Source organism: Streptomyces sp. NPDC043870 (assembly GCF_056435785.1).
Genome location: NZ_JBWKDT010000004.1, coordinates 146,758 through 165,867, shown reverse-complemented (window position 1 = coordinate 165,867; position 19,110 = coordinate 146,758). Strand labels below are relative to the sequence as shown.

At 70.5% G+C, this 19,110-nt stretch carries 17 protein-coding genes and 1 tRNA gene; 9 read left to right on the top strand and 9 right to left on the bottom strand.

Annotated elements, in window-relative coordinates:
• The gene (locus tag AC0699_RS07220; RefSeq protein ID WP_478656713.1) at nucleotides 1–492 is read right to left on the bottom strand and encodes a DUF309 domain-containing protein; all 492 of its coding nucleotides are present in this window, start codon (nucleotides 490–492) and stop codon (nucleotides 1–3) included.
• A gap of 277 nt (nucleotides 493–769) precedes the next feature.
• Here AC0699_RS07220 and AC0699_RS07215 point away from each other — a divergent pair.
• A tRNA-Pro gene (locus tag AC0699_RS07215) sits at nucleotides 770–843 on the top strand.
• 466 nt (nucleotides 844–1,309) lie between these two features.
• Here the strand turns inward: AC0699_RS07215 and AC0699_RS07210 are convergent.
• From AC0699_RS07210 to AC0699_RS07185, 6 genes are all read right to left on the bottom strand, one after another.
• On the bottom strand, nucleotides 1,310–2,227 hold the full coding sequence (locus AC0699_RS07210) for an endo alpha-1,4 polygalactosaminidase (RefSeq protein ID WP_478657198.1): 918 nt from the start codon (nucleotides 2,225–2,227) through the stop codon (nucleotides 1,310–1,312).
• A gap of 38 nt (nucleotides 2,228–2,265) precedes the next feature.
• Nucleotides 2,266–2,673: a DUF3592 domain-containing protein gene (locus AC0699_RS07205; RefSeq protein ID WP_478656712.1), complete on the bottom strand. Its 408-nt coding sequence runs from the start codon at nucleotides 2,671–2,673 to the stop codon at nucleotides 2,266–2,268.
• A gap of 529 nt (nucleotides 2,674–3,202) precedes the next feature.
• Nucleotides 3,203–3,862, bottom strand: coding sequence for a 4'-phosphopantetheinyl transferase family protein (locus AC0699_RS07200; protein ID WP_478656709.1), 660 nt, complete (start codon nucleotides 3,860–3,862; stop codon nucleotides 3,203–3,205).
• 147 nt (nucleotides 3,863–4,009) lie between these two features.
• Entirely contained in the window at nucleotides 4,010–4,471 is a 462-nt protein-coding gene (locus tag AC0699_RS07195) for a Crp/Fnr family transcriptional regulator (protein ID WP_478656706.1), read from the bottom strand.
• 113 nt (nucleotides 4,472–4,584) lie between these two features.
• Nucleotides 4,585–5,544 carry a DUF8017 domain-containing protein gene (locus AC0699_RS07190; RefSeq protein ID WP_478656703.1) on the bottom strand — a complete coding sequence of 320 codons (960 nt, stop codon included), beginning with the start codon at nucleotides 5,542–5,544 and terminating at the stop codon, nucleotides 4,585–4,587.
• A gap of 259 nt (nucleotides 5,545–5,803) precedes the next feature.
• On the bottom strand, nucleotides 5,804–7,210 hold the full coding sequence (locus AC0699_RS07185) for a short-chain fatty acyl-CoA regulator family protein (protein ID WP_478656701.1): 1,407 nt from the start codon (nucleotides 7,208–7,210) through the stop codon (nucleotides 5,804–5,806).
• A 326-nt stretch (nucleotides 7,211–7,536) separates the two neighbouring features.
• Between AC0699_RS07185 and aceA the strand changes: the two genes are divergently transcribed.
• Nucleotides 7,537–8,859, top strand: coding sequence for an isocitrate lyase (aceA, locus tag AC0699_RS07180; RefSeq protein ID WP_478656698.1), 1,323 nt, complete (start codon nucleotides 7,537–7,539; stop codon nucleotides 8,857–8,859).
• Nucleotides 8,860–9,171: 312 nt separating this feature from the next.
• Here aceA and AC0699_RS07175 read toward each other — a convergent pair whose 3' ends face one another.
• The gene (locus AC0699_RS07175) at nucleotides 9,172–10,062 is read right to left on the bottom strand and encodes a LysR family transcriptional regulator (RefSeq protein WP_478656696.1); all 891 of its coding nucleotides are present in this window, start codon (nucleotides 10,060–10,062) and stop codon (nucleotides 9,172–9,174) included.
• 164 nt (nucleotides 10,063–10,226) lie between these two features.
• Here AC0699_RS07175 and AC0699_RS07170 point away from each other — a divergent pair, with 164 nt between their 5' ends.
• Nucleotides 10,227–11,288 (top strand): DMT family transporter, encoded by a 1,062-nt coding sequence (locus AC0699_RS07170; RefSeq protein WP_478656693.1) that lies wholly within the window; start codon nucleotides 10,227–10,229, stop codon nucleotides 11,286–11,288.
• Here AC0699_RS07170 and AC0699_RS07165 read toward each other — a convergent pair.
• A complete protein-coding gene (locus tag AC0699_RS07165; RefSeq protein ID WP_478656690.1) occupies nucleotides 11,266–11,697 on the bottom strand; it encodes a rho GDP-dissociation inhibitor in 432 nt (143 codons plus the stop codon). The genes AC0699_RS07170 and AC0699_RS07165 overlap by 23 nt on opposite strands.
• 202 nt (nucleotides 11,698–11,899) lie before the next feature.
• Between AC0699_RS07165 and AC0699_RS07160 the strand changes: the two genes are divergently transcribed.
• From AC0699_RS07160 to AC0699_RS07135, 6 genes are all read left to right on the top strand, one after another.
• A complete protein-coding gene (locus tag AC0699_RS07160) occupies nucleotides 11,900–12,295 on the top strand; it encodes an STAS domain-containing protein (protein ID WP_478656687.1) in 396 nt (131 codons plus the stop codon).
• Nucleotides 12,296–12,297: 2 nt separating this feature from the next.
• On the top strand, nucleotides 12,298–12,810 hold the full coding sequence (locus AC0699_RS07155; RefSeq protein ID WP_478656685.1) for an ATP-binding protein: 513 nt from the start codon (nucleotides 12,298–12,300) through the stop codon (nucleotides 12,808–12,810).
• An 84-nt stretch (nucleotides 12,811–12,894) separates the two neighbouring features.
• Nucleotides 12,895–15,912, top strand: a complete 3,018-nt coding sequence (locus tag AC0699_RS07150) for a hybrid sensor histidine kinase/response regulator (RefSeq protein WP_478656682.1) — start codon at nucleotides 12,895–12,897, stop codon at nucleotides 15,910–15,912.
• A 221-nt stretch (nucleotides 15,913–16,133) separates the two neighbouring features.
• Nucleotides 16,134–16,868: a hypothetical protein gene (locus tag AC0699_RS07145; RefSeq protein WP_478656679.1), complete on the top strand. Its 735-nt coding sequence runs from the start codon at nucleotides 16,134–16,136 to the stop codon at nucleotides 16,866–16,868.
• A gap of 23 nt (nucleotides 16,869–16,891) precedes the next feature.
• Nucleotides 16,892–18,130: a sensor histidine kinase gene (locus tag AC0699_RS07140; RefSeq protein WP_478656677.1), complete on the top strand. Its 1,239-nt coding sequence runs from the start codon at nucleotides 16,892–16,894 to the stop codon at nucleotides 18,128–18,130.
• Nucleotides 18,127–18,813 (top strand): response regulator, encoded by a 687-nt coding sequence (locus AC0699_RS07135; protein WP_478656675.1) that lies wholly within the window; start codon nucleotides 18,127–18,129, stop codon nucleotides 18,811–18,813. The genes AC0699_RS07140 and AC0699_RS07135 overlap by 4 nt, the downstream gene beginning before the upstream one ends.
• The last annotated feature ends 297 nt before the right edge of the window (nucleotides 18,814–19,110 follow it).

Here is a 19,110-nt window from a genome sequence, read left to right as displayed (position 1 = left end):
TCAGCCCGCACGCAGCCTCGGTGCCCGTGCCGCGGCGGGCACCGCGGCCCCGTCGCGCCGCAGTTCGGCGGCCAGCTGCCCCGCCCACCCGGTCAGCCCGTCGATGTCGATGCCGTACGGCGAGGCGGTCCGCGCACCGTACGGCGCGATGGCCTGCGCACCACGGGCCAGCAGGGCAGCGCCGCCCGTCGCGTTGCCCCGGGCGGCGTGGGTCAGGCCGACCGCGAGCTGGGCCAGACCCCGCCACAGCTCACGCTCCGCCTGCGGCCCGGACTTCCAGGCGTCCTCCAGCACCTCGTGGGCGTGGAACGGCATACCCGCGTCCAGCAGCCGCTGCGCCTCGACCAGGGTCTCCTCCGGTGTGCGCACCACGCCTTCCGGCTGCCGCGCCACGCCCTCCTCCCCGTACGGGAGGGGGCGCCCCAGCCCGTCGCGGGGGCGCGCGCTGCGCGCCCTGCCTTCGGCGTCGCGGTCCCTCGGCGTCCTGTTCACACCCCGATTGTCACCCGCCGGAACCGTGGCTGACCGTAACTGTCGGAACGGAGTCCGCAACCCGCGCGGCGCAACGCCGGCCATGCCCGGGGAACACCGGCGAACCGCCACGCTGTTGGCGCACAGGCCCGGGCTGCCGGCCGGCCCCGCCCCCGACCTGCGGCGTCACCACGCGGACCGGCCACGGCCGCAGGACCCGCGCGTCCGACCCAGGCCCGGAATGGGGTAATGTTCTCTTGCGCGCTCGGACGGGGCCAGGCCCCGCGGATCCGCGCATCGGGACGTGGCGCAGCTTGGTAGCGCACTTGACTGGGGGTCAAGGGGTCGCAGGTTCAAATCCTGTCGTCCCGACTTGCATCTATGCAGGTCAGAGGTCGTATCGGAAGCATCCGATACGGCCTCGAGATCGTTTTTGGGGACCCGTTGGGGACCAGGGCGATTGCCGAACCTCAGATGGCGCTGACTGCCGTGACCGGCAGGGACGAGGTGCACGGAGCACCATGAGGTGAGCGGAGAGTGCGGCACCGGCCGCGGCGCCGAGGCGTCCGCGCAGCGGGGGCAGGACGGCTGGACGATCCCGGCGACCTCGGCGGCGTGCATCGTGAACTGGCGACCTGCGGCTTCTTGCCCATCAGAGGCAATTCCCGAGGGTTCAGGCAGCGCTGAGTGGTGGTCAGCGAGCGGTGTCCGGCGATCTTGCGCAGGGCGTGCAGGGGGACGCCCGATGGCGGCGTCGAGTGATGAGGTCCAGGCGCGCAGGTCTGCGACGCAGAGCGAGGGGATGCGGAACCCTGAGCCTCGGCGTCACGCCACGGCATCAGGACGTGCCGCAGACTTCGTGCCGATAGTCGGCGTTGCCGACGGGCACGAGGTTCAGGTCCCGCCGGACGATACTCAGCTTGTCGCCCCAGCCCTGGCACGCCCTCTTCATGCCCTGCTCGGTGTACTCGATCACTATCGTGTTGTTGCCGAACGCGGCGACGTAGTCTGCGCATTCGTTGTACTGGCCGCACTCCTCCACCACAGCGAAGTCGACGCCGACGTCCTTACGGTCCGGAGCCAGATCGGGGGTGTTCTTCTGGCCGATGGCCAGGCCCTTCTCGTGCGCGTGGGCGGCGAGCAGGGAGAGGAACGCCTTCGCGTCGTCCGCGGTCAGCAGCCCGTCGGGCACGCGTGTGTAGCTGTCGTAGTTGTCCGGTTCGATGGCCTTGTAGCCCTTGGCCGCGCACTCGTCGATCCAGGCGTTCACCTTCTGCGCGATCCGCTTGCGCTTGGCGTCGCTGTGAACGTCCAGCATCGCCTCCCCCCATTCCTTGTCCATGACGACTGCGCCCGCCTTGTCGTGAAGCAGCAGATCGGCATCCCACTCCTTCTCCGCGCCCGGCTGGGCCTGGAAGGCGTTGACGTAGCAGATGTTGTAGACCCCGGGGGCGGGCGGCGCCGTATGGTCACGGGCGACGACGGACACCCCGGCCGGCGGGGTGTAGGGATCGTGGAGCTGATAGTCGAAGCCTGCGTGGACAGGTGGAAGCGTCACCTTGGACGACCCCTCGGCCGGTTCCCCCGCCGTCGCGTGGGGCCCGGTCGGCGCGGTCGCGGACGAGGAAGGGGCCTCCTCCGTAGCCCCGCTGCTCGAACAGGCAGTGGCGAGAAGAGAGACGACGACGGCCGACGCCGCGAGCGCCGCAGTAGACCGACGGGGAAGAATCCGGTTACGCACGGTCGACAACTCCAGATAGATGGGGGCATGTTCCTGCCTCCCGATCGAAGCGGTCACTTCGTCAGGAAGACGAGTACACCGACGCCGAGGAAGGCAGCCCCGCCGAGCAGCAGGAACACCGCCGGCCCCAACATATGCCGCCACATCTGCACCCGTGCCGTCTGGGGGTGCTGCCCCAGGTACACCACGGGAACCTCGCGTCCGGTCGCCAGCCCCAGCCCGCTCCCACGCATCCGGGGCGAGAACTCCACACGGCGTCCCTGCTGGTCGCGGAAGGCGATGACCGGCACCCAGATGTTCCCGTCGGAACCGTCGGACCGCTTGTTGGCGACCACGACACCCTGCGTGGCTATGCCGTCGCGCCGCAGCCTCCGCACCACGGCTGCCTCCCGCCACCCGAAACCGAAGAGCGGCGCGGCAGCCGCAGCGCACACCAACCCACCCGTCAGCACGTTCGACATCGACTGCCCCCTTCCTTTCTTGCCCGGCACGCTGAGTTCTCGCAGACGAGGGGACGCGGTAACCCGAGATCCGGTTGCGACGACGGATGACCCGACTCCAAGTGGGCCGGATCATGTGCGGACGGTCTCGCCGGACGCGTGCGGGTGCTTACCGCGAAAGGGCACGCGGACCGTGCCCCCGGCGACGGTGGCCACGCCGAGCGGTCGATCCGTATCCGACTGGCTTCGTGGGCGTCCGCGAAGCCAGTCGGCGTTCGTACGGGGAGTTCCACCTTTCAGGCCCTTGGATGAACTGGGGTGGAACAAGGCGGAGTTCGCTCGGCCGCCCGCTCGGCCTTGCCAGCGGGCCGGTGTACGGAGCAGAACATCAGCGCCACGACGGAAGCGAGTCGGCCGTGACCGTGACGAACCGGTCGGGGCCCAGCGGAACGTTCGCCGCGGACGTCACCGCATCGGGCACCCCGAAGCAAGGCTTCGACGTCTTCCGGCGCGGACGGGAAGCACCCTCACTCCTGGGGGCCGAGGGCCGTCAGCGCAGGACGGCGATCGCCGTGACCATGAGTCCGGACTCGACCAGCCACCGCCCGTCGAACCCGGTCAGCCGACGGCCCGCCGCCACCGGCCCCTCCACCAGCAGCCGGGCGTGGAAGGTCGCGTCGTCGGGATCGATCGTGATGACCGCTTCCTCGAAGTCCAGCCAGCGGAGGGCCAGCGGATACCACGCCTTGTAGACGCTCTCCTTGGCGCTGAACACGAGCCGGTCCCAGTGGACTTCCGGCCGCAGCGCACTCAGCCGTTGCAGCGCGGCGCGCTCCTCCGGCAGCGTCACCAGATTCCGTACGCCGTCGTCGGGCAGCGGCAGATGCGGCTCCGCGTCGATCCCGATCGTCACGACGTCGGAGGAACGCGCCGCGGCAGCCGCCCGATACCCCTTGCAATGCGTCATGGCACCGACCGCGCCCGACGGCCACTGCGGCGCTCTGCCGGGCCCCGGCAGGATGGGCGCGGGTTCGAACCCGAGCTCCGCCAGTGCCGTACGGGCGCAGGCCCGTACCGTGCCGAACTCCCGCTGCCGCTCGGGCACCGCGTTGGCCACCTGCGCCTGCTCCTCGGGGAACATCGTGGACACGGGCGGATCGCGGAACACCTCAGAGACGGCGATCGGCGGAGGAAGCAGCTTGCTGATCATGCGCGGGCCCCGTTGGGCACCGTCGGAAAGACCTCCACCGGGCGCCCGGGGCGTACCCGACCCCCGGCGCCACTCGTGAGGGTAGCCGAGGGACACCTCCCGATGCGGCACACCCATGGCGCTCCGACCAGGCACCCTTCCGGGTGGTCACCGTGTGAGGCCACTCCCGTACGGGGCGTACAGGTCCAGCAGGCGAATGCGGGCGGAGTGCAGCCGGTGGGCGAGCACCCGGCCGACCCACTGGCCGATGGCCGAGCCGAACGTCGGATCGGCGTCCATCATCATGCGTACGCTGAGCGCGTCGAACTCCTGGGCCCGGACCGGAGTCATGGCCTCGGCACCCAGCTGCCAGACGTAGGGCGGGAACAGCCAGGACCAGCCCACGAGTTCACCGAAGCCGAGGTTCTCGATCACCGCAGGGCGCCGGCCCGGCACATGGATGTCCAGGGTGACCGTGCCGGACCGGATGATCCAGAAGCGGTCGGCGAGGCGGCCCTCCTCGAAGACGCGAGCCCCCTCGGGAAACTTGACGTCCTTGGCGATCTCCAGCAGCCGGGCACGGTGCTCGGCGGACAGCGCGGCTGACATACGGATCGAAGAGTTGCTCATCGGGGGCCTCCGTTCGCCTCATAGCACATCGTCACCCGTCCGGCCGCGCGATGCACGACCGGACAGGTGACGAAGTGCGCGAAATGCTGATGAGACGGCCCGCCGCCCGACGCTCAGGAGCCGGACGGGCTGTCGATGAGCCGTACCGTGCCGAGGATCTTCCGGACCGTCTCGTCCGGCACCTCCCCGGCCACGCCCGTCGCCCCGACGAACGTCCAGGACACGATGTCGGCCTTGGCGTTCTTGAAGGCGAACGTGGTGGCCTTGCCGTCCGTGTCGCACTTGCCCTTCTTGGCGGCGCCCGAGGACGCGGCCGTCGCCACGCTGCCTTTGAGCCCCGACGCCGTGGTGTACGACTCCACCGGACCTGCCTGGATCTTCCCCCTGTCCGGCTGCGTGTAGGCGCCGTAGACCCACAGGGACACGCTGCTGCGGGCGGCCTCCTCGGTGTTCCTCGCGCCGTCCTCCCCGCGGGAGCCGGCGGAGGCGAGGGCTGTGTCCTCCTTTGCGCCGTTCAGGTCGTCGTCGGACTGGCACCACTTCTCCTTGAGCATCGCCGGGGCCGAGAAGCCGATGAGCGGCTTGTCCTCCGGGTCCTTCTCGTCGGTGACGTAGCTCGCCCAGCTCGCCGACTTGACGGCCCACTCGGGCGGTACGTCGAACACGATGCCGCGCTTCGGGTTCGTCACGGACTTCCAGCCCGCAACGGTGGGCCGGGGCCCCTCGGCGCCACGCGGAGTCCCGGTGGCGGCCCCGGTGGGCGAAGCGGTGGGTCCCGTGGTGTCGTCCTTGTCGCCGCCCGGGCCGCCCAGGACGAGATAACCCGTGACCCCGGCGGCGGCGACGACCGCTGCCGCCACCACGGCGACGACCGTCGTCGTGGTGCGGCCGCCACGCGGGCCCTGGGGCAGGCCCGCGGGCTGCGTCGGCACGTCCCACGGTGCCTGGCCCGGCGGGCTGCTCTGCGGATACGGGCCTGGCTGCTGCTGGTACGGATTCGGCTGCTGCTGGTACGGGTTCTGCGGGTCCTGCCGGTTCTGTCCGCCCCCTGGCGGCTGCTGTTCTGGCCACATGGGACGTCACCCTAGGCCGTGTCAGACCAATCCCGCCTGGCGCGCGACGCCCGGCACGCACTCCCCCGTAGCCCTCCGGGCACGGGAGGTGCCCCCACGCTGCGTTGTCGGAGTCATCCAAGTACGTCCGGTACGAGGATGATCTCCCCCAGCTACCGCTGGGCGGTGCCCCCACCGCCTTGCGATTGCACGCACCGGACGCCGCGCGCCCCGCCCTGCGGGCGGACGGCGCTATTCGTCAGACACGACCTAGAGGGGCTCAGCCGGCCTCCACGACGGGGTACGGCACGAACGAGCTGCTGTTCTCGTCGATCAGGAGCGGCCGCCCGAGCGGCGGTACCGCCCGCTGGGGGCAGTCGAGCCGCTCGCAGACCCGGCAGCCCATGCCGATCGGCGTGGCCGTCGAGGCGTCGTCGAGATCGAGCCCGTCGGAATAGACGAGGCGCCCGGCATGCCGGATCTCACAGCCGAGACCGATCGCGTACGTCCTGCCGGGCTCTCCCCAGCCGCCGCGCTGCCGGGTCACCGTACGGGCCGTCCACAGATAGCGCTGCCCGTCGGGCATCGCGGCGATCTGGACATGGATCCGGCCCGGTGCGGCGAACGCCTCGTACACGTTCCACAGCGGGCAGGTGCCGCCCGCCCGGGAGAAGTGGAAGCCGGTCGCGGACTGCCGTTTGGACATGTTTCCCGCGCGGTCGACGCGGACGAAGGAGAACGGCACCCCGCGCAGGCGGGGCCGCTGAAGGGTGCTCAGGCGGTGGCAGACCGTCTCGTGGCCGAGGCCGAAACGGTCGGTGAGGCGCTCGATGTCGTACCGCACCTCCTCGGCGGCGGCGTGGAAGACGGCGTACGGCAGGATCAGCGCGGCGGCGAAGTAGTTGGCGACCCCTATCCGCGCCAGACTCCAGGTGGGGGAGGAGTCCTCGAAGTCCTCGGAGGCATGCGAGGACAGGCCGTCGCCGTACTCCAGCAGCGCCACCTGGGTGGCCATACGGAAGGCCTGCTGTCCCGGGCGGAGCCGGGGACCGAGATAGAGCGTGCGGCTGCGCGGGTCGTAGTGGTGCGGCCGGTCTCCCCCCGAGGCGATCCGTACGCCGTGCCGGGCGGCCAGTCGGGCGGCGAGGGCCTGACGCACCTCGCCGGGCCGGATCCCGGCCTCGGCGGCGAGTTCCTCGGCCGCGGTGTCCACGGCGTGGAGATAGTTCCGGCGGCGGTAGAAGAACTCGCGGATCTCCTCGTGCGGGGTGCGCCGCCCGGCCGTGCCGGCGGATGCGGCGCGGCCCTCGGCCGCCTCGGCGAGCTGCTCGCTCAGCTCCTGGCTGCGCCGGCTGAGCCGCAGCAGTACGTCCCCGACCGCCGGCAGCCGGGACGCGAGTTCCGACAGATCGGATGCGGACACCTGGCCTGCCGCCACCTCGTCGGCCATGGCCTCGCGCAGATCGGCGACCAGCCTGGAGGTGTCGTGCTCCGAGAAGAACCCGGCGTCCACGCCGAACGCCTCGGTCAGCCGCAGCAGCACGGGCACGGTCAGGGGCCGCGAGTCGTGCTCCATCTGGTTCAGATAGCTCGGCGAGATCGCCAGGACGCGGGCCAGTTCGGCCTGGCTCATCCGCCGCTCCTCGCGCAGTCGGCGCAGTCGCGCCCCCGCGTACGTCCTGCCCATCGCCACCCTCTTCGGCTGTCTGCTCCGGCTGTCTGCACAGTAGAGGACCGCGTGGCCGTTGGGGACTTCGCAACCTTCGCAACCAAGGGCGGGAAGATTCGCAGAAGTTGGCGTCCTTCCACGGTTGATGGCACTGAGTGCCACTGTCAGAGTCTCAGTGCGGCCCGCCGGACCCATCTGAACCGGGCGCATTGCTCACCTTTCCACTCCGGGAAGGGGCGGCGGGCCGCACCTCGGAAGGGCTGTCACGGGACTGTCACTCGGTGGCGGGCCTTTCGCACAGTTCACAAGAACGATGTGATGTCACGCGACCCCGGGAGACGGTCATGGCGCAGGCAGGGACGACAGCGACAGCGACAGCGACGACGGCGACGACGGCGACGAGGGCTGCCGAGGAGCTGGCACACCGGTGGGCCACGGACCCCCGCTGGAACGGCATCGAGCGCACGTACACCGCCGAGGAGGTCGTCCGCCTCAGCGGCAGCGTCCGCGAGGAGCACACCCTCGCCCGCCGCGGCGCCGAACGTCTGTGGCGTCAACTGCACACCCAGGACTACATCCACGCCCTCGGCGCACTCACCGGCGGCCAGGCCGTGCAGCAGGTCAAAGCCGGACTCCAGGCGATCTACCTGTCGGGCTGGCAGGTCGCCGCCGACGCCAACCAGGCCGGCCACACCTACCCCGACCAGAGCCTCTACCCGGTCAACTCGGTGCCGCAGGTGGTGCGCCGTATCAACAACGCGCTGCTGCGCGCCGACCAGATCGCCACCGCCGAGGGTTCCGGGGACACCACCGACTGGCTGGCACCGATCGTCGCCGACGCCGAGGCCGGCTTCGGCGGACCGCTCAACGCCTTCGAACTGACCAAGGCGATGATCGCCGCGGGCGCGGCGGGCATCCACTACGAGGACCAGCTGGCCTCCGAGAAGAAGTGCGGCCACCTCGGTGGCAAGGTCCTCGTGCCCACCGCGCAGCACATCCGCACCCTGAACGCGGCCCGGCTCGCCGCCGACATCGCCGACGTCCCGACCGTCGTCGTCGCCCGTACGGACGCGCTCGCCGCGAACCTGCTCACCAGCGACGTCGACGAGCGCGACGCGCAGTTCGTGACCGGTGAGCGCACCGCGGAGGGCTTCTACCGGGTGCAGAACGGCATGGCGCCGGTGATCGCCCGCGGTCTCGCCTACGCGCCGTACGCCGATCTGATCTGGGTCGAGACCGGCACCCCGGACCTGGCACAGGCCCGCGAGTTCGCCGAGGCCATCCACGCCCAGCACCCCGACCAGATGCTGGCGTACAACTGCTCGCCCTCGTTCAACTGGAAGGCCGCGCTCGACGACGACCAGATCGCCAAGTTCCAGCGCGAGCTCGGTGCGATGGGCTACCGCTTCCAGTTCATCACCCTGGCCGGCTTCCACTCCCTCAACCATGGCATGTTCGACCTGGCGCGCGGCTACGCCGAGCACGGCATGACCGCCTACGTCGACCTGCAGGAGCGCGAGTTCGCCGCCCAGCAGCACGGCTTCACCGCCGTGAAGCACCAGCGCGAGGTCGGCACCGGCTACTTCGACCTGGTCTCCACCGCCGTCAACCCGGCTTCCTCGACCACGGCGCTGACCGGCTCCACCGAGGAAGAGCAGTTCCACTAGGCCCCGGCCACCCCGGGCCCCGGCCACCCCGGATCCCGACCGGCCCGCGGGAACGGGCCGCGGCCTCCCGAACGCGCGGATGGCCGAGACGGGACTGCTGGGCCGCAGGACAGGCCGCGAATTCCCCCCGTACGACCGGAGCTGAGGGGCCCGGTGGGCATGCGGGTGGCGCCGGGCACGGGAGGGCCCGGCACCACCCGCCACTGCTGTCCCGCACCCGGATCCCACCCGCACCCGTACCTGCGGCTCGGCCCCGGTGCGGCCCCGGTCCGGCCCCGGTCCGTGGCGCACCGGGCCCATCGGCATCGGCGTCTACCGAGTGGCCGCGTCCCGTAGCGCGTCGAGCAGGCCGCGCAGCGCGGGCAGGGCCGGTGCCGTCTCCCGGACGGCCGCGTGGACGGCGCGCACCGGCTCGGGCCGCCGCACCTTGCGTATGACGACGCCGGGATGCGGGTTCCGCAGCCCGGTCAGCGGGATCATGCCGATGCCGAGACCGGCCGCGACGAATGCCTGTGCCGTGGCGTAGTCCTCGGCGTCGACCACGAAGTCCGGACTGAACCCGGCGGCGGCGCACGCGTCGAGTACGGCGTCGAGGCAGGGCCCCGGCCATTCGCTGCCGACCCAGGGCTCGTCGGCGAGGTCGTCCAGGTCGAGCACCCGCTTCACGGCCAGCCGATGACCCTTGGGCAGGACCGCGCGGTACGGGTCGTCCAGCAGATGTTCCAGCCGGATGCCGTCGACGGCCCGGTCGTGAGGCAGCACCACGAGGGCCATGTCGGCCCGGCCCTGCTTCACCTCCGGCAGCGGATCCTCGGGGTCGATCAGCTTCAGTTCGACCTGCACGCCCGGATGCTCGCGGCGCAGCCTGGCGAGCGCGGGAGCCACCAGGGGGGCGCCGACCGTGGCGAAGTAGCGGACGGACAGCCGGCCCGTGCGCCCCTCCCGCAGATCGGCCAGCGCCGTCTCCGCCTCGGCGACCTGCCGGCTGATCGCGTCGGCGTGCTCGGTGAGCAGCAGCCCCGCGGCCGTGGGCCGTACGCCCCTGCCGACCCTCTCGAGCAGCGCCGTACCCGCCTCCTTCTCCAGGGCGGCCACCTGCTGACTCACGGCGGACGGTGTGTACCCCAGCCGCGCGGCCGCGGCCGTCACCGACCCGGTGCCGACGACCGCCCGCAGCACCTGCATACGCCTCACATCAAGCATGCAGTACAGGTTAATAGTGTGTGCAGTACTTTTCACTTGTCCTGTCGGATTGGGTGAGGGACGGTTGCGTACGAGGACGACGACCCCACCAGGACGACGACCCACCAGGACACAGGACAGGGGAGACGCGAGTGAAGAGCGGCGGCCGAGGAACACCGATACGGATGGGCCTGCTCGCCCTGCTGTGGGGCTCGGGCTTTCTCTGGATCAAACTGGCCCTGAACCACGGCCTGACCCCGGTCCAGATCACGGTGGTCCGTTGTGTCCTGGGCGCGGTGGTCCTGCTCGGGCTCGCCGGGTACGCCAGGGAGCGCCTCCCGCGTGACCGCAGGACCTGGGGACATCTCGTCGTGGCGGCCTTCCTCTGCAACGCCCTGCCGTTCTTCCTCTTCAGCATCGGCGAGCAGACGGTCGACTCCGGCGTGGCGGGCGTACTCAACGCGACAACTCCCCTGTGGGCGTTGCTGATCGGCATCGGGACCGGCACGGATCGCGCGCTCCATCCGGTCCGGCTCGGCGGACTGGTCCTCGGCTTCGCCGGAACACTGTTGATCTTCGCGCCCTGGCAGCGGACCGGACTGTTCGGCTGGGGCGCCCTCGCCCTGCTCGGGGCGGCCGTCAGCTACGCCGTCGCCTTCGCCTACATGGCCCGCACACTCACCGGCAGGGGCACCGCGCCCATCGCGCTCTCCGCCGCCCAGCTCGTCACCGCGAGCGCGCTGAGCGCCCTCGCCCTGCCCACCGGCGGCGGACTCGCACCGGGGCGCCCCGACGCGACGGCCCTGGTCGCCGTCGCCGTCCTCGGGATCTTCGGTACCGGCCTCACCTTCTATCTCAACTACCGGCTCATTGCCGACGAAGGCGCCACGAGTGCCGCCACCGTCGGGTATCTGCTGCCGGTCGTCTCGGTGGCGCTCGGCGCCGTCGTGCTCGACGAGCAACTCGGCTTCCGGGTCGTCACGGGCATGCTCGTCGTGCTCGCCGGCGTCGCCATGACGCGGTGGACCCGTACGGCGCGGCCGCCCGGCACAGGGGCGGACTTCGCACCGGCACGCCGCGTCAGCGGGACCCGCGCCGTCGGTGACGCCGGTTCCGCCGGCGATGCGGGTGCCGCCAGTGAGGCACGTCCCGTCGGTGATGCCGGTCCCGCCAGAGAGACACGTCGCGTCAGCGAGGCATGTCCCGCCGGCGAGGCACGTCCCGTCAGTGAGGCCAGTCCTTCGTGATCTCGAAGCTGTGGGTCTCCCGGCCGAGGATCCGGCCCGTCGCGTCCACGAACGTGCCGGTGACCTGGTACGTGTCGCGGGCCATATGGCCGATCGGCAATCGCTCCGGCGGAAGCACGATCTCGTACGGACCGCCGCTGCGGTAGTCGCCCAGCAGAATCTCCTGGTGTCCCACCGTCACCCCCTGCCGGGTGCGCTCGTCGATGAACCTGAGCCCTTCGAGGTCGTGCCCGGCTCCCACGCCGAACTCCAGCCGTACCCGGAACTCCGCCCCTTCCCTCAGGACCAGGGGGGTGGGCGGCGGCACGGCGTCCGGATGCTCGGCGGACGGCACGGGCACCGGCATGTCGGTGTGGCCCTCCACCTGGATCGTCACGCCCAGCAGCTCGAAGTCGCTCGGTGAATTCATCGGATACGCCATCTTTCGCCGCTCATGGGAAGGACCGACGGGTATTTCAGCCTAGCCACACGAACGCGTGTCGGTCGCCGGGAAGGGCGTCCCGGGTCCCCCGGGTCCTCCGGCCCCCCGGCCGACCGGAAGCGGGGAACGGGAGGGAATGCCATAGTCGGGGGTGTGTCACCGGGGGCCGGACGGACCAGGAGAACCGGGCATGGTGTCAGCACGGGACGGATGGCCGGAGCACGGCGGCGCGGACCGGTTCACGGTCGGGACGCGGCCGGGCCCCGAGCCGGACATCGTGGTGATCAAAGTCGGCGGCGAACTCGACCACGACACGGCCGAGCCGCTGCGCGCGGCCCTGGACGAGGGGATCGCCGGCGGCGCGCGGCGGATCCTGGTCGACTGCTCCGAGCTGCTGTTCTGCGACTCCACGGGACTGAACGTGCTGCTGCGCGCACGGCTCGCGGCGCAGGAGACCGAAGCCACGGTGGAGCTGGCGGCCCTGCGTCCCCAGGTGGCCCGGATGTTCGCGATCACCGGTGCCGGGGCGGTCTTCCCCCGGTACGCGAGCCTCGGTGAGGCTCTCGCGGAGCCACGGCGGGAGTAACCGTGAGCGCGGCCCTTCCGGCACAGGGGCAGACCCGCAGGCTCGTCCTCTCCGGGTCCCGGGGCGTGGTCGGGCGCTGCCGCGACTTCAGCCGTGCGGCGCTGGCCGACTGGGCCTGGCTCCCGCCCGGCGACGCCGCGGAACCCCCGTACGGGGGCGCGTACGACGATCCGTACGCCTGGGAAGAGGCGCCGGACGGTCCGGTGGACTGGGACGCGGAGCGGCGTGCCGTCGCCGAGGACGTGCTGATGGTGGTCTCGGAGCTGGTCACCAACGCCTGCCTGCACGCCGGCGGACCGCTGGAACTGGTCCTGCACTGCACCGCCGAGCGGCTCCGGGTCGAGGTCACCGACGCCAGCCCGGTGGCGCCCCGCCCCCGTCCTCACGCCGATCCCGCCATGCCCGGCGGGCACGGACTGATCGTGCTGGGGCGGCTCGCCCGTGCCTGGGGCTCGGTGCCGCGCGGACCGGGAAAGGTGGTGTGGGCGGAGATCGCGGCACCTCGTCGGCCGTGACGGAATCCGGGGGTGTCGCCCCGTGCGGCGCGTGCGAGAGTCGAGAGTGGAAGAGGACGCCGAACAAGCGACACGAGGTCGGCGATGGACGCATCCGGTCACTCTCGGCCGCACCCGCGGGACCGAGCCCTGGAGAACGCCCGGCCACCGGCGGCACTGAGTGAAGAAGGACTCAGGAAGCTCCTGGCCGGGCTCACGGCCGTACGCGACGGAGATTTCTCCGCCCGGCTCCCCGACGACGCCGTCGGCATCATGGGCGAGATCGCCGGGGTCTACAACGGCATGGCCGACCAGCTCTCGCTGGTCACCTCGGAAGTCACCCGGGTCGCCACGGAGGTCGGCGGGGAGGGCCGGCTCGGCGGCCACGCCCGGGTCAAGGGCGTCGGTGGCGTCTGGCAGGAACTCACCACCGGCGTGAACACCATGGCCGACAACCTGACGTCCCAGGTGCGGTCGATCGCCCAGGTCGCCTCGGCGGTCGCGCGCGGTGATCTGACCCAGAAGATCCGCGTCGACGCGCGAGGCGAGATCCTGGAGCTGAAGGAGACCATCAACACGATGGTCGAACGGCTCTCCTCGTTCGCCGAGGAAGTCACCCGGGTGGCCCGCGAGGTGGGCACCGAGGGAGATCTGGGCGGGCAGGCGACCGTACGGGGCGTGTCGGGCACCTGGAAGGACCTCACCGACAACGTCAACTCCATGGCGACCAACCTGACCAACCAGGTCCGCAACATCGCCCAGGTCACCACCGCCGTCGCCCAGGGCGATCTGACCCGCAAGATCGACGTGGACGCGCGTGGGGAGATCCTGGAGCTGAAGACGACCATCAACACGATGGTCGACCAGCTGTCGTCGTTCGCCGCGGAAGTCACCCGCGTTGCCCGGGAGGTCGGCAGCGAGGGCCGGCTCGGCGGCCAGGCCGAGGTCGAAGGCGTCTCCGGCACCTGGAAACGGCTCACCGAGAACGTCAACGAGCTGGCCGGGAACCTCACCCGCCAGGTCCGCGCGATCGCCGAGGTGACCAGCGCCGTCGCCGAGGGCGACCTGACCCGGTCCATCGCGGTCGAGGCCCCGGGAGAGGTCGGGGACCTCAAGGACAACATCAACTCCATGGTCGAGTCGCTGCGCGAAACCACCCGCGCCAACGAGGAACAGGACTGGCTCAAGACCAATCTGGCCCGGATCTCGGGCCTGATGCAGAGCAGCGGCGACCTCACCCGGGTGGCGGGGATGATCATGCACGAGGTGCCGCCGCTGGTCTCGGCCCAGTACGGCGCGTTCTATCTGGCCGAGTACGGCGAGTACACCGAGGACGGCAACGGCCCCGAACTCGTCATGATCGCCTCGTACGGGGCACCGGCGGATCCGGCCGGGCGCCGCCCCGTCCGCTTCCGGCTCGGCGAATCCCTGGTCGGCCAGGCCGCGCTCAGCCGCCGCACGATCGCCGTGGACGATCTGCCTCCCGGCTTCGTGACGATCTCCTCCGGGCTCGGCTCCGGCGATGCCGCGGCCCTGATCGTGCTGCCGATCCTCGTCGAGGACCAGGTGCTGGGCGCCCTGGAACTCGCCGCGCTGCGTCCCTTCACCGGCACCCACCGGGACTTCCTCGACCAGTTCATAGAAACGGTCGGCGTCAACGTCAGCTCGCTGATCGCCCACGCCCGCACCGACGAGCTGCTGGAGCAGTCCCAGCGACTCACCTCCGAACTCCAGGCGCGTTCCCAGGAGTTGCAGGCCCGGCAGGAAGAACTCCAGCGCTCCAACGCCGAGCTCGCGGAGAAGGCCGCCCTGCTCGCCGACCGCAACCGGGACATCGAGCGGAAGAACCTGGAGATCGAGCAGGCCCGCCAGGAGCTGGAGGAGCGGGCGAAACAGCTCTCCCGCACCTCGATGTACAAGTCGGAGTTCCTCGCCAACATGAGCCATGAGCTGCGCACCCCGCTCAACAGCCTGCTCATCCTCGCCCAGTTGCTCGCCCAGAACCCCGACGGCAATCTGACGGAGAAGCAGGTCGACTACGCCGAGGTCATCCACTCCGCCGGATCCGACCTGCTCCAGCTGATCAACGACATCCTCGATCTCTCGAAGGTCGAGGCGGGCAAGATGGACATCCACCGGGAGCCGTTCTCGCTCCGCCGCTTCCTGGACCACGTCGAGGTGACCTTCCGGCCCCTGGCGAGCGAGCGGAACCTGGACTTCCGGGTGGTCGCGGCGCCCGGAGTGCCCGCCGAGATCACCACCGACGAGCCCCGGCTCCGCCAGGTGCTGCGCAATCTGCTCTCCAACGCCCTGAAGTTCACCGAGCGCGGCAGTGTCGAGCTACGGGTCGACAACGCCACGGACGACGAACTCCCCGCGCCACTGCGCGGCGTACCGGTGGTCGCCTTCCGCGTACGGGACACCGGCGTCGGTATCGCGCCCGAGCACCTGAATTCCATCTTCGGAGCGTTCCAGCAGGGCGCCGTCACCATCGGCCGCCGCTACGGCGGCACCGGACTCGGCCTCTCCATCAGCCGCGAGGTCGCCCAGCTCCTCAGCGGGGTGATCGTCGCCGAGAGCCGGCTCGGTGAGGGCAGCGAGTTCACCTTCTACGTACCGGTCGGAAGCTCCCTGCCGGAGCGGCCCACGCCCGGGCTCGCCACCCGCGAGGCCCGGCCGGGCGGGGAGTCCCAGCCGGGCGGGGAGTCCCAGCCGGGCGGGGAGTCCCAGCCGGTTCACGACGGGACGCTCGCCGGGCGGGTGATCCTGATCGTCGACGACGACGCGCGGAACGTGTACGCGCTCACCGAGATCCTGGAGGCGGAAGGGGCGCTGGTGCTCACGGCGGACGACGGACGCTCCGGCATCGAACTGCTCACCGCGCACCAGGAGGTGGACCTGATCGTGATGGACGTGATGATGTCCGGGATGGACGGCTACAGCGCCACCGCCGCCATCCGCAAGCTGCCGCGCTTCGCCGACGTGCCCATCATCGCCGTGACCGCCAAGGCCATGCCGGGAGACCGGACCAAGAGCCTGGAAGCCGGGGCCAACGACTACATCACCAAACCGGTCGACGCGTACGACCTGGTCGCGCGCGTACGCAGCTGGCTGAAGCGCTGACCTGCCGGTGCCCGGGCCGTGTCGGATGGCAGCGCCTTACCAGGCCCTCGGGCACCCGCGGATGCCGACGAGCACGGGTCGGCCGAGCGCACGTGAGCAGCATGGTGTCTGAGAATCGGACCGGAAACGAACACGAGGCAAGCGGTACGACCACGGTCCGATCCGAAAGTGTGGTCCATGCTCCGACGACGCGGTACGTGCGACGGCAGCATCGTTGCCCCATGACCGTCACGACTGCATCAATCGCCGTTCCTCACCCTGTCTTTCCGGGACGCTGGGTGGGCGGCGCCTCCCTCGTCCTCGGCCCCCTGCTGCTGCTCACCGGCATGCTGCTGCGCCTGCGCTTCGACTTCTTCTTCCCTGCGCAACTGAGCGCGTACGGGCACCATCCGGACCTCATGACGGCCTCATACGGCTTTGTGTCCGCCGGGTGGGTGCTGCTCTGGCCGGGAGTCGTGCTTCTCGCCGCCAGGATCGGCGAGAGGTTCCGGGAACTCGCTCTGTGGGGCGGCGCACTCACGGTCCTCGGCCTCTTCGCCCGCACGTTTCACGCCGGTGTGGACCACCTGGCCTTCCAGCTGGTGGCCGTCCAGGGGGCGGCATCGGCGACGCGAACGGTGAGCGAGACCTACGGCGCGTTCCACATCTTCAGCACACTCAACGCAGCCATCATGGGCGGCTGGCTCCTGCTGGCCATCGGCGCCTACCGCTCCCGAGTGCTAGGACCGCTGCGTGCGGCGGCCCTGGCTTTGGCATCGGCGATGCCGCTGGGGGTGCTGAAGGGAACGACCCCTCTATCGGTCGCGGCCGCTGCGGGACTGTGCATCGCGCTCGTTCCCTTGGGCGTGGCCGCGTTGCGCAACGGGCCGACCCCACGGGCGGCCACGGTCGCCGGAAGGCTTCTCCTAGTGGGCGCCGTGGGAACCGCGATGTTCCTCTTCGGGCAGGCTGGATGAGCGGCCATCGGTATCGTCGAGCGATGCACAGAATGGGGCAGCACCTGCGGACCGGCGCGCATCTGCTGGCGATCGACGCCTGCGTGGCGGCCGTCGTGACAGCCGGTTACGTGGCACTGGCCGACCAGGGTGCCACAGACGGTCTGCCTCGGTTCTCCGGTCCGTGGTGGCTGGGCTGGCTGGTGGCCGTCTGTGTCGGAATGCCGCTGGCCGTTCGGCGCCTGTGGCCCCTGCCCGCCCTGGCCGTAGTTCTGGGTGCTTCAGCGACGGCGACACTGATCGACATCACCCGTGACCCTTACACCTCTGCGGCCCTGGCCGTCTACGCGGTGGCGCTCGTCGAGCCGACACGCCAGGCTTCGGCGGCGCTCGCCCTGACCCTGGTTGTCTCGGCAGCCGCGGTCATCACGGGTGAAGCGGTCCTGACGCCCTCCGGCCCGTGGACGGAAGCCGCCGGAACCGCCGTCCTCGTCTGGCTGGTCATCGGGGCCGCGTGGGCCGCAGGCCGTGTCGTGCGCGAGCGGAGATCCCGAGCGGCCCGAAGGGACCGTCGCCTTGCGGAGGAGGCATTGGCCGAAGAACGCCTGCGCATCGCCAGAGAACTGCACGACATCGTCTCGCACAGCCTCAGCGTGATCGTCGTCAAGGCAGCGGTAGCCAACCACGTGGCCGAGGCACGCCCCCAAGAAACGCGCGATGCCATCCAGGCGATCGAGCAGACCGGCCGGGAGGCGCTCACCGAGATGCGCCGTGCCCTGGGAATGCTGCGCGGCGACACTGCTGGACGGCCCATGCGAGAGCCAGGCTCGGTAGAGACGGCTCCTCCTCCCGGGCTGGACGACCTGCCGACCCTCATCCAGCGTGCCGAGCGGGCCGGAGTTCGTACCGAACTCCGCACCCGGCCGGACGTCGGCCTCCCCGCGGGGACGGCGCTGGCCGTCTACCGGATCGTGCAGGAGGCACTGACGAACGTGGTCAAGCACGCAGGCGACGGAACGCATTGCCAGGTGACGATCACAGTCGACTCGCGAGGAGAAGTGCGAATCGAGGTGGTCGATGACGGAGCCGGGAACGCGGCCGCATCCAACCGGGCCGAACTCAGGGGTGGCCACGGACTCGTGGGGATGCGCGAACGCGTGATGATGTACGGCGGGACGTTGGCCGCCGGGCCACGGCCCGGTGGCGGGTTCGCTGTGTCGGCTCGTCTCCCGCCCGAGCCCGCTCACAGCACGGCCGCGAGCCGCAGGGAGAGGACCGCGTGACCGAACCCATCCGGGTACTCGTCGCCGATGACCAGTCCCTGCTCCGAGGCAGCTTCCGGGTGCTCATCGACACCGCTCCAGGGCTGACGGCGGTGGGCGAGGCCGGCACCGGGGCCGAAGCTGTCGAGAGCGCACAGCGGCTCTGCCCGGACGTGGTGCTGATGGACATCAGGATGCCCGGCATGGACGGCATCGAGGCGACACGGCGCATAGCCGGATCTCCCGAGACAGCCGGGACACGCGTTCTTGTCCTCACCACCTTCGACCTCGACGAGTACGTGTACGGCGCGCTGCGTGCCGGGGCAGCGGGATTCCTCCTCAAAGACACATCACCCGAGGTGCTGCTGGCAGGGATCCGCACTGTCGCCGCCGGCGAGTCCCTTCTCGCCCCTTCGGTGACCCGACGCCTGATCGCCGAGTTCGCTCGTCTTCCCCATGCGCACCATGCGCCGGGCTCCTCGCTCGAGGACCTCACGGAGCGCGAGCGTGAGGTCCTTGTGCTCGTGGCGCGTGGCCTCTCCAATGCCGGCATCTCCGAGTACCTCCACCTCAGCAACGGCACCATCAAGACCTACATCGGTCGGCTGCTGAGCAAGCTGCGTGCGCGGGACCGCGCGCAGCTGGTGATCAGCGCCTACGAGTCAGGGCTCGTCAGCGTCGCTCATCAATCGACCGATCGATGAGCAAGATCGAGAAGTGAGGGCTCGCGGCCGGATCGACACCGGGTCATGCCCATAACACGATCTACAACTACGTGCCCGAGCTGAAGGGCGGTCGCCTCGCACTCGCTGAAGCGACGAGCACGCCGGAACTGGCCCAACCCAGGTCCGAAGACTGATCGCCGCCGTGTGCGGCTGGTGACAGAGTTCTTACAGGCACCCGGTGCTCGTCAGCGTCGCTCATCAATCGACCGATCGATGAGCAAGATCGAGAAGTGAGGGCTCGCGGCCGGATCGACACCGGGTCATGCCCATAACACG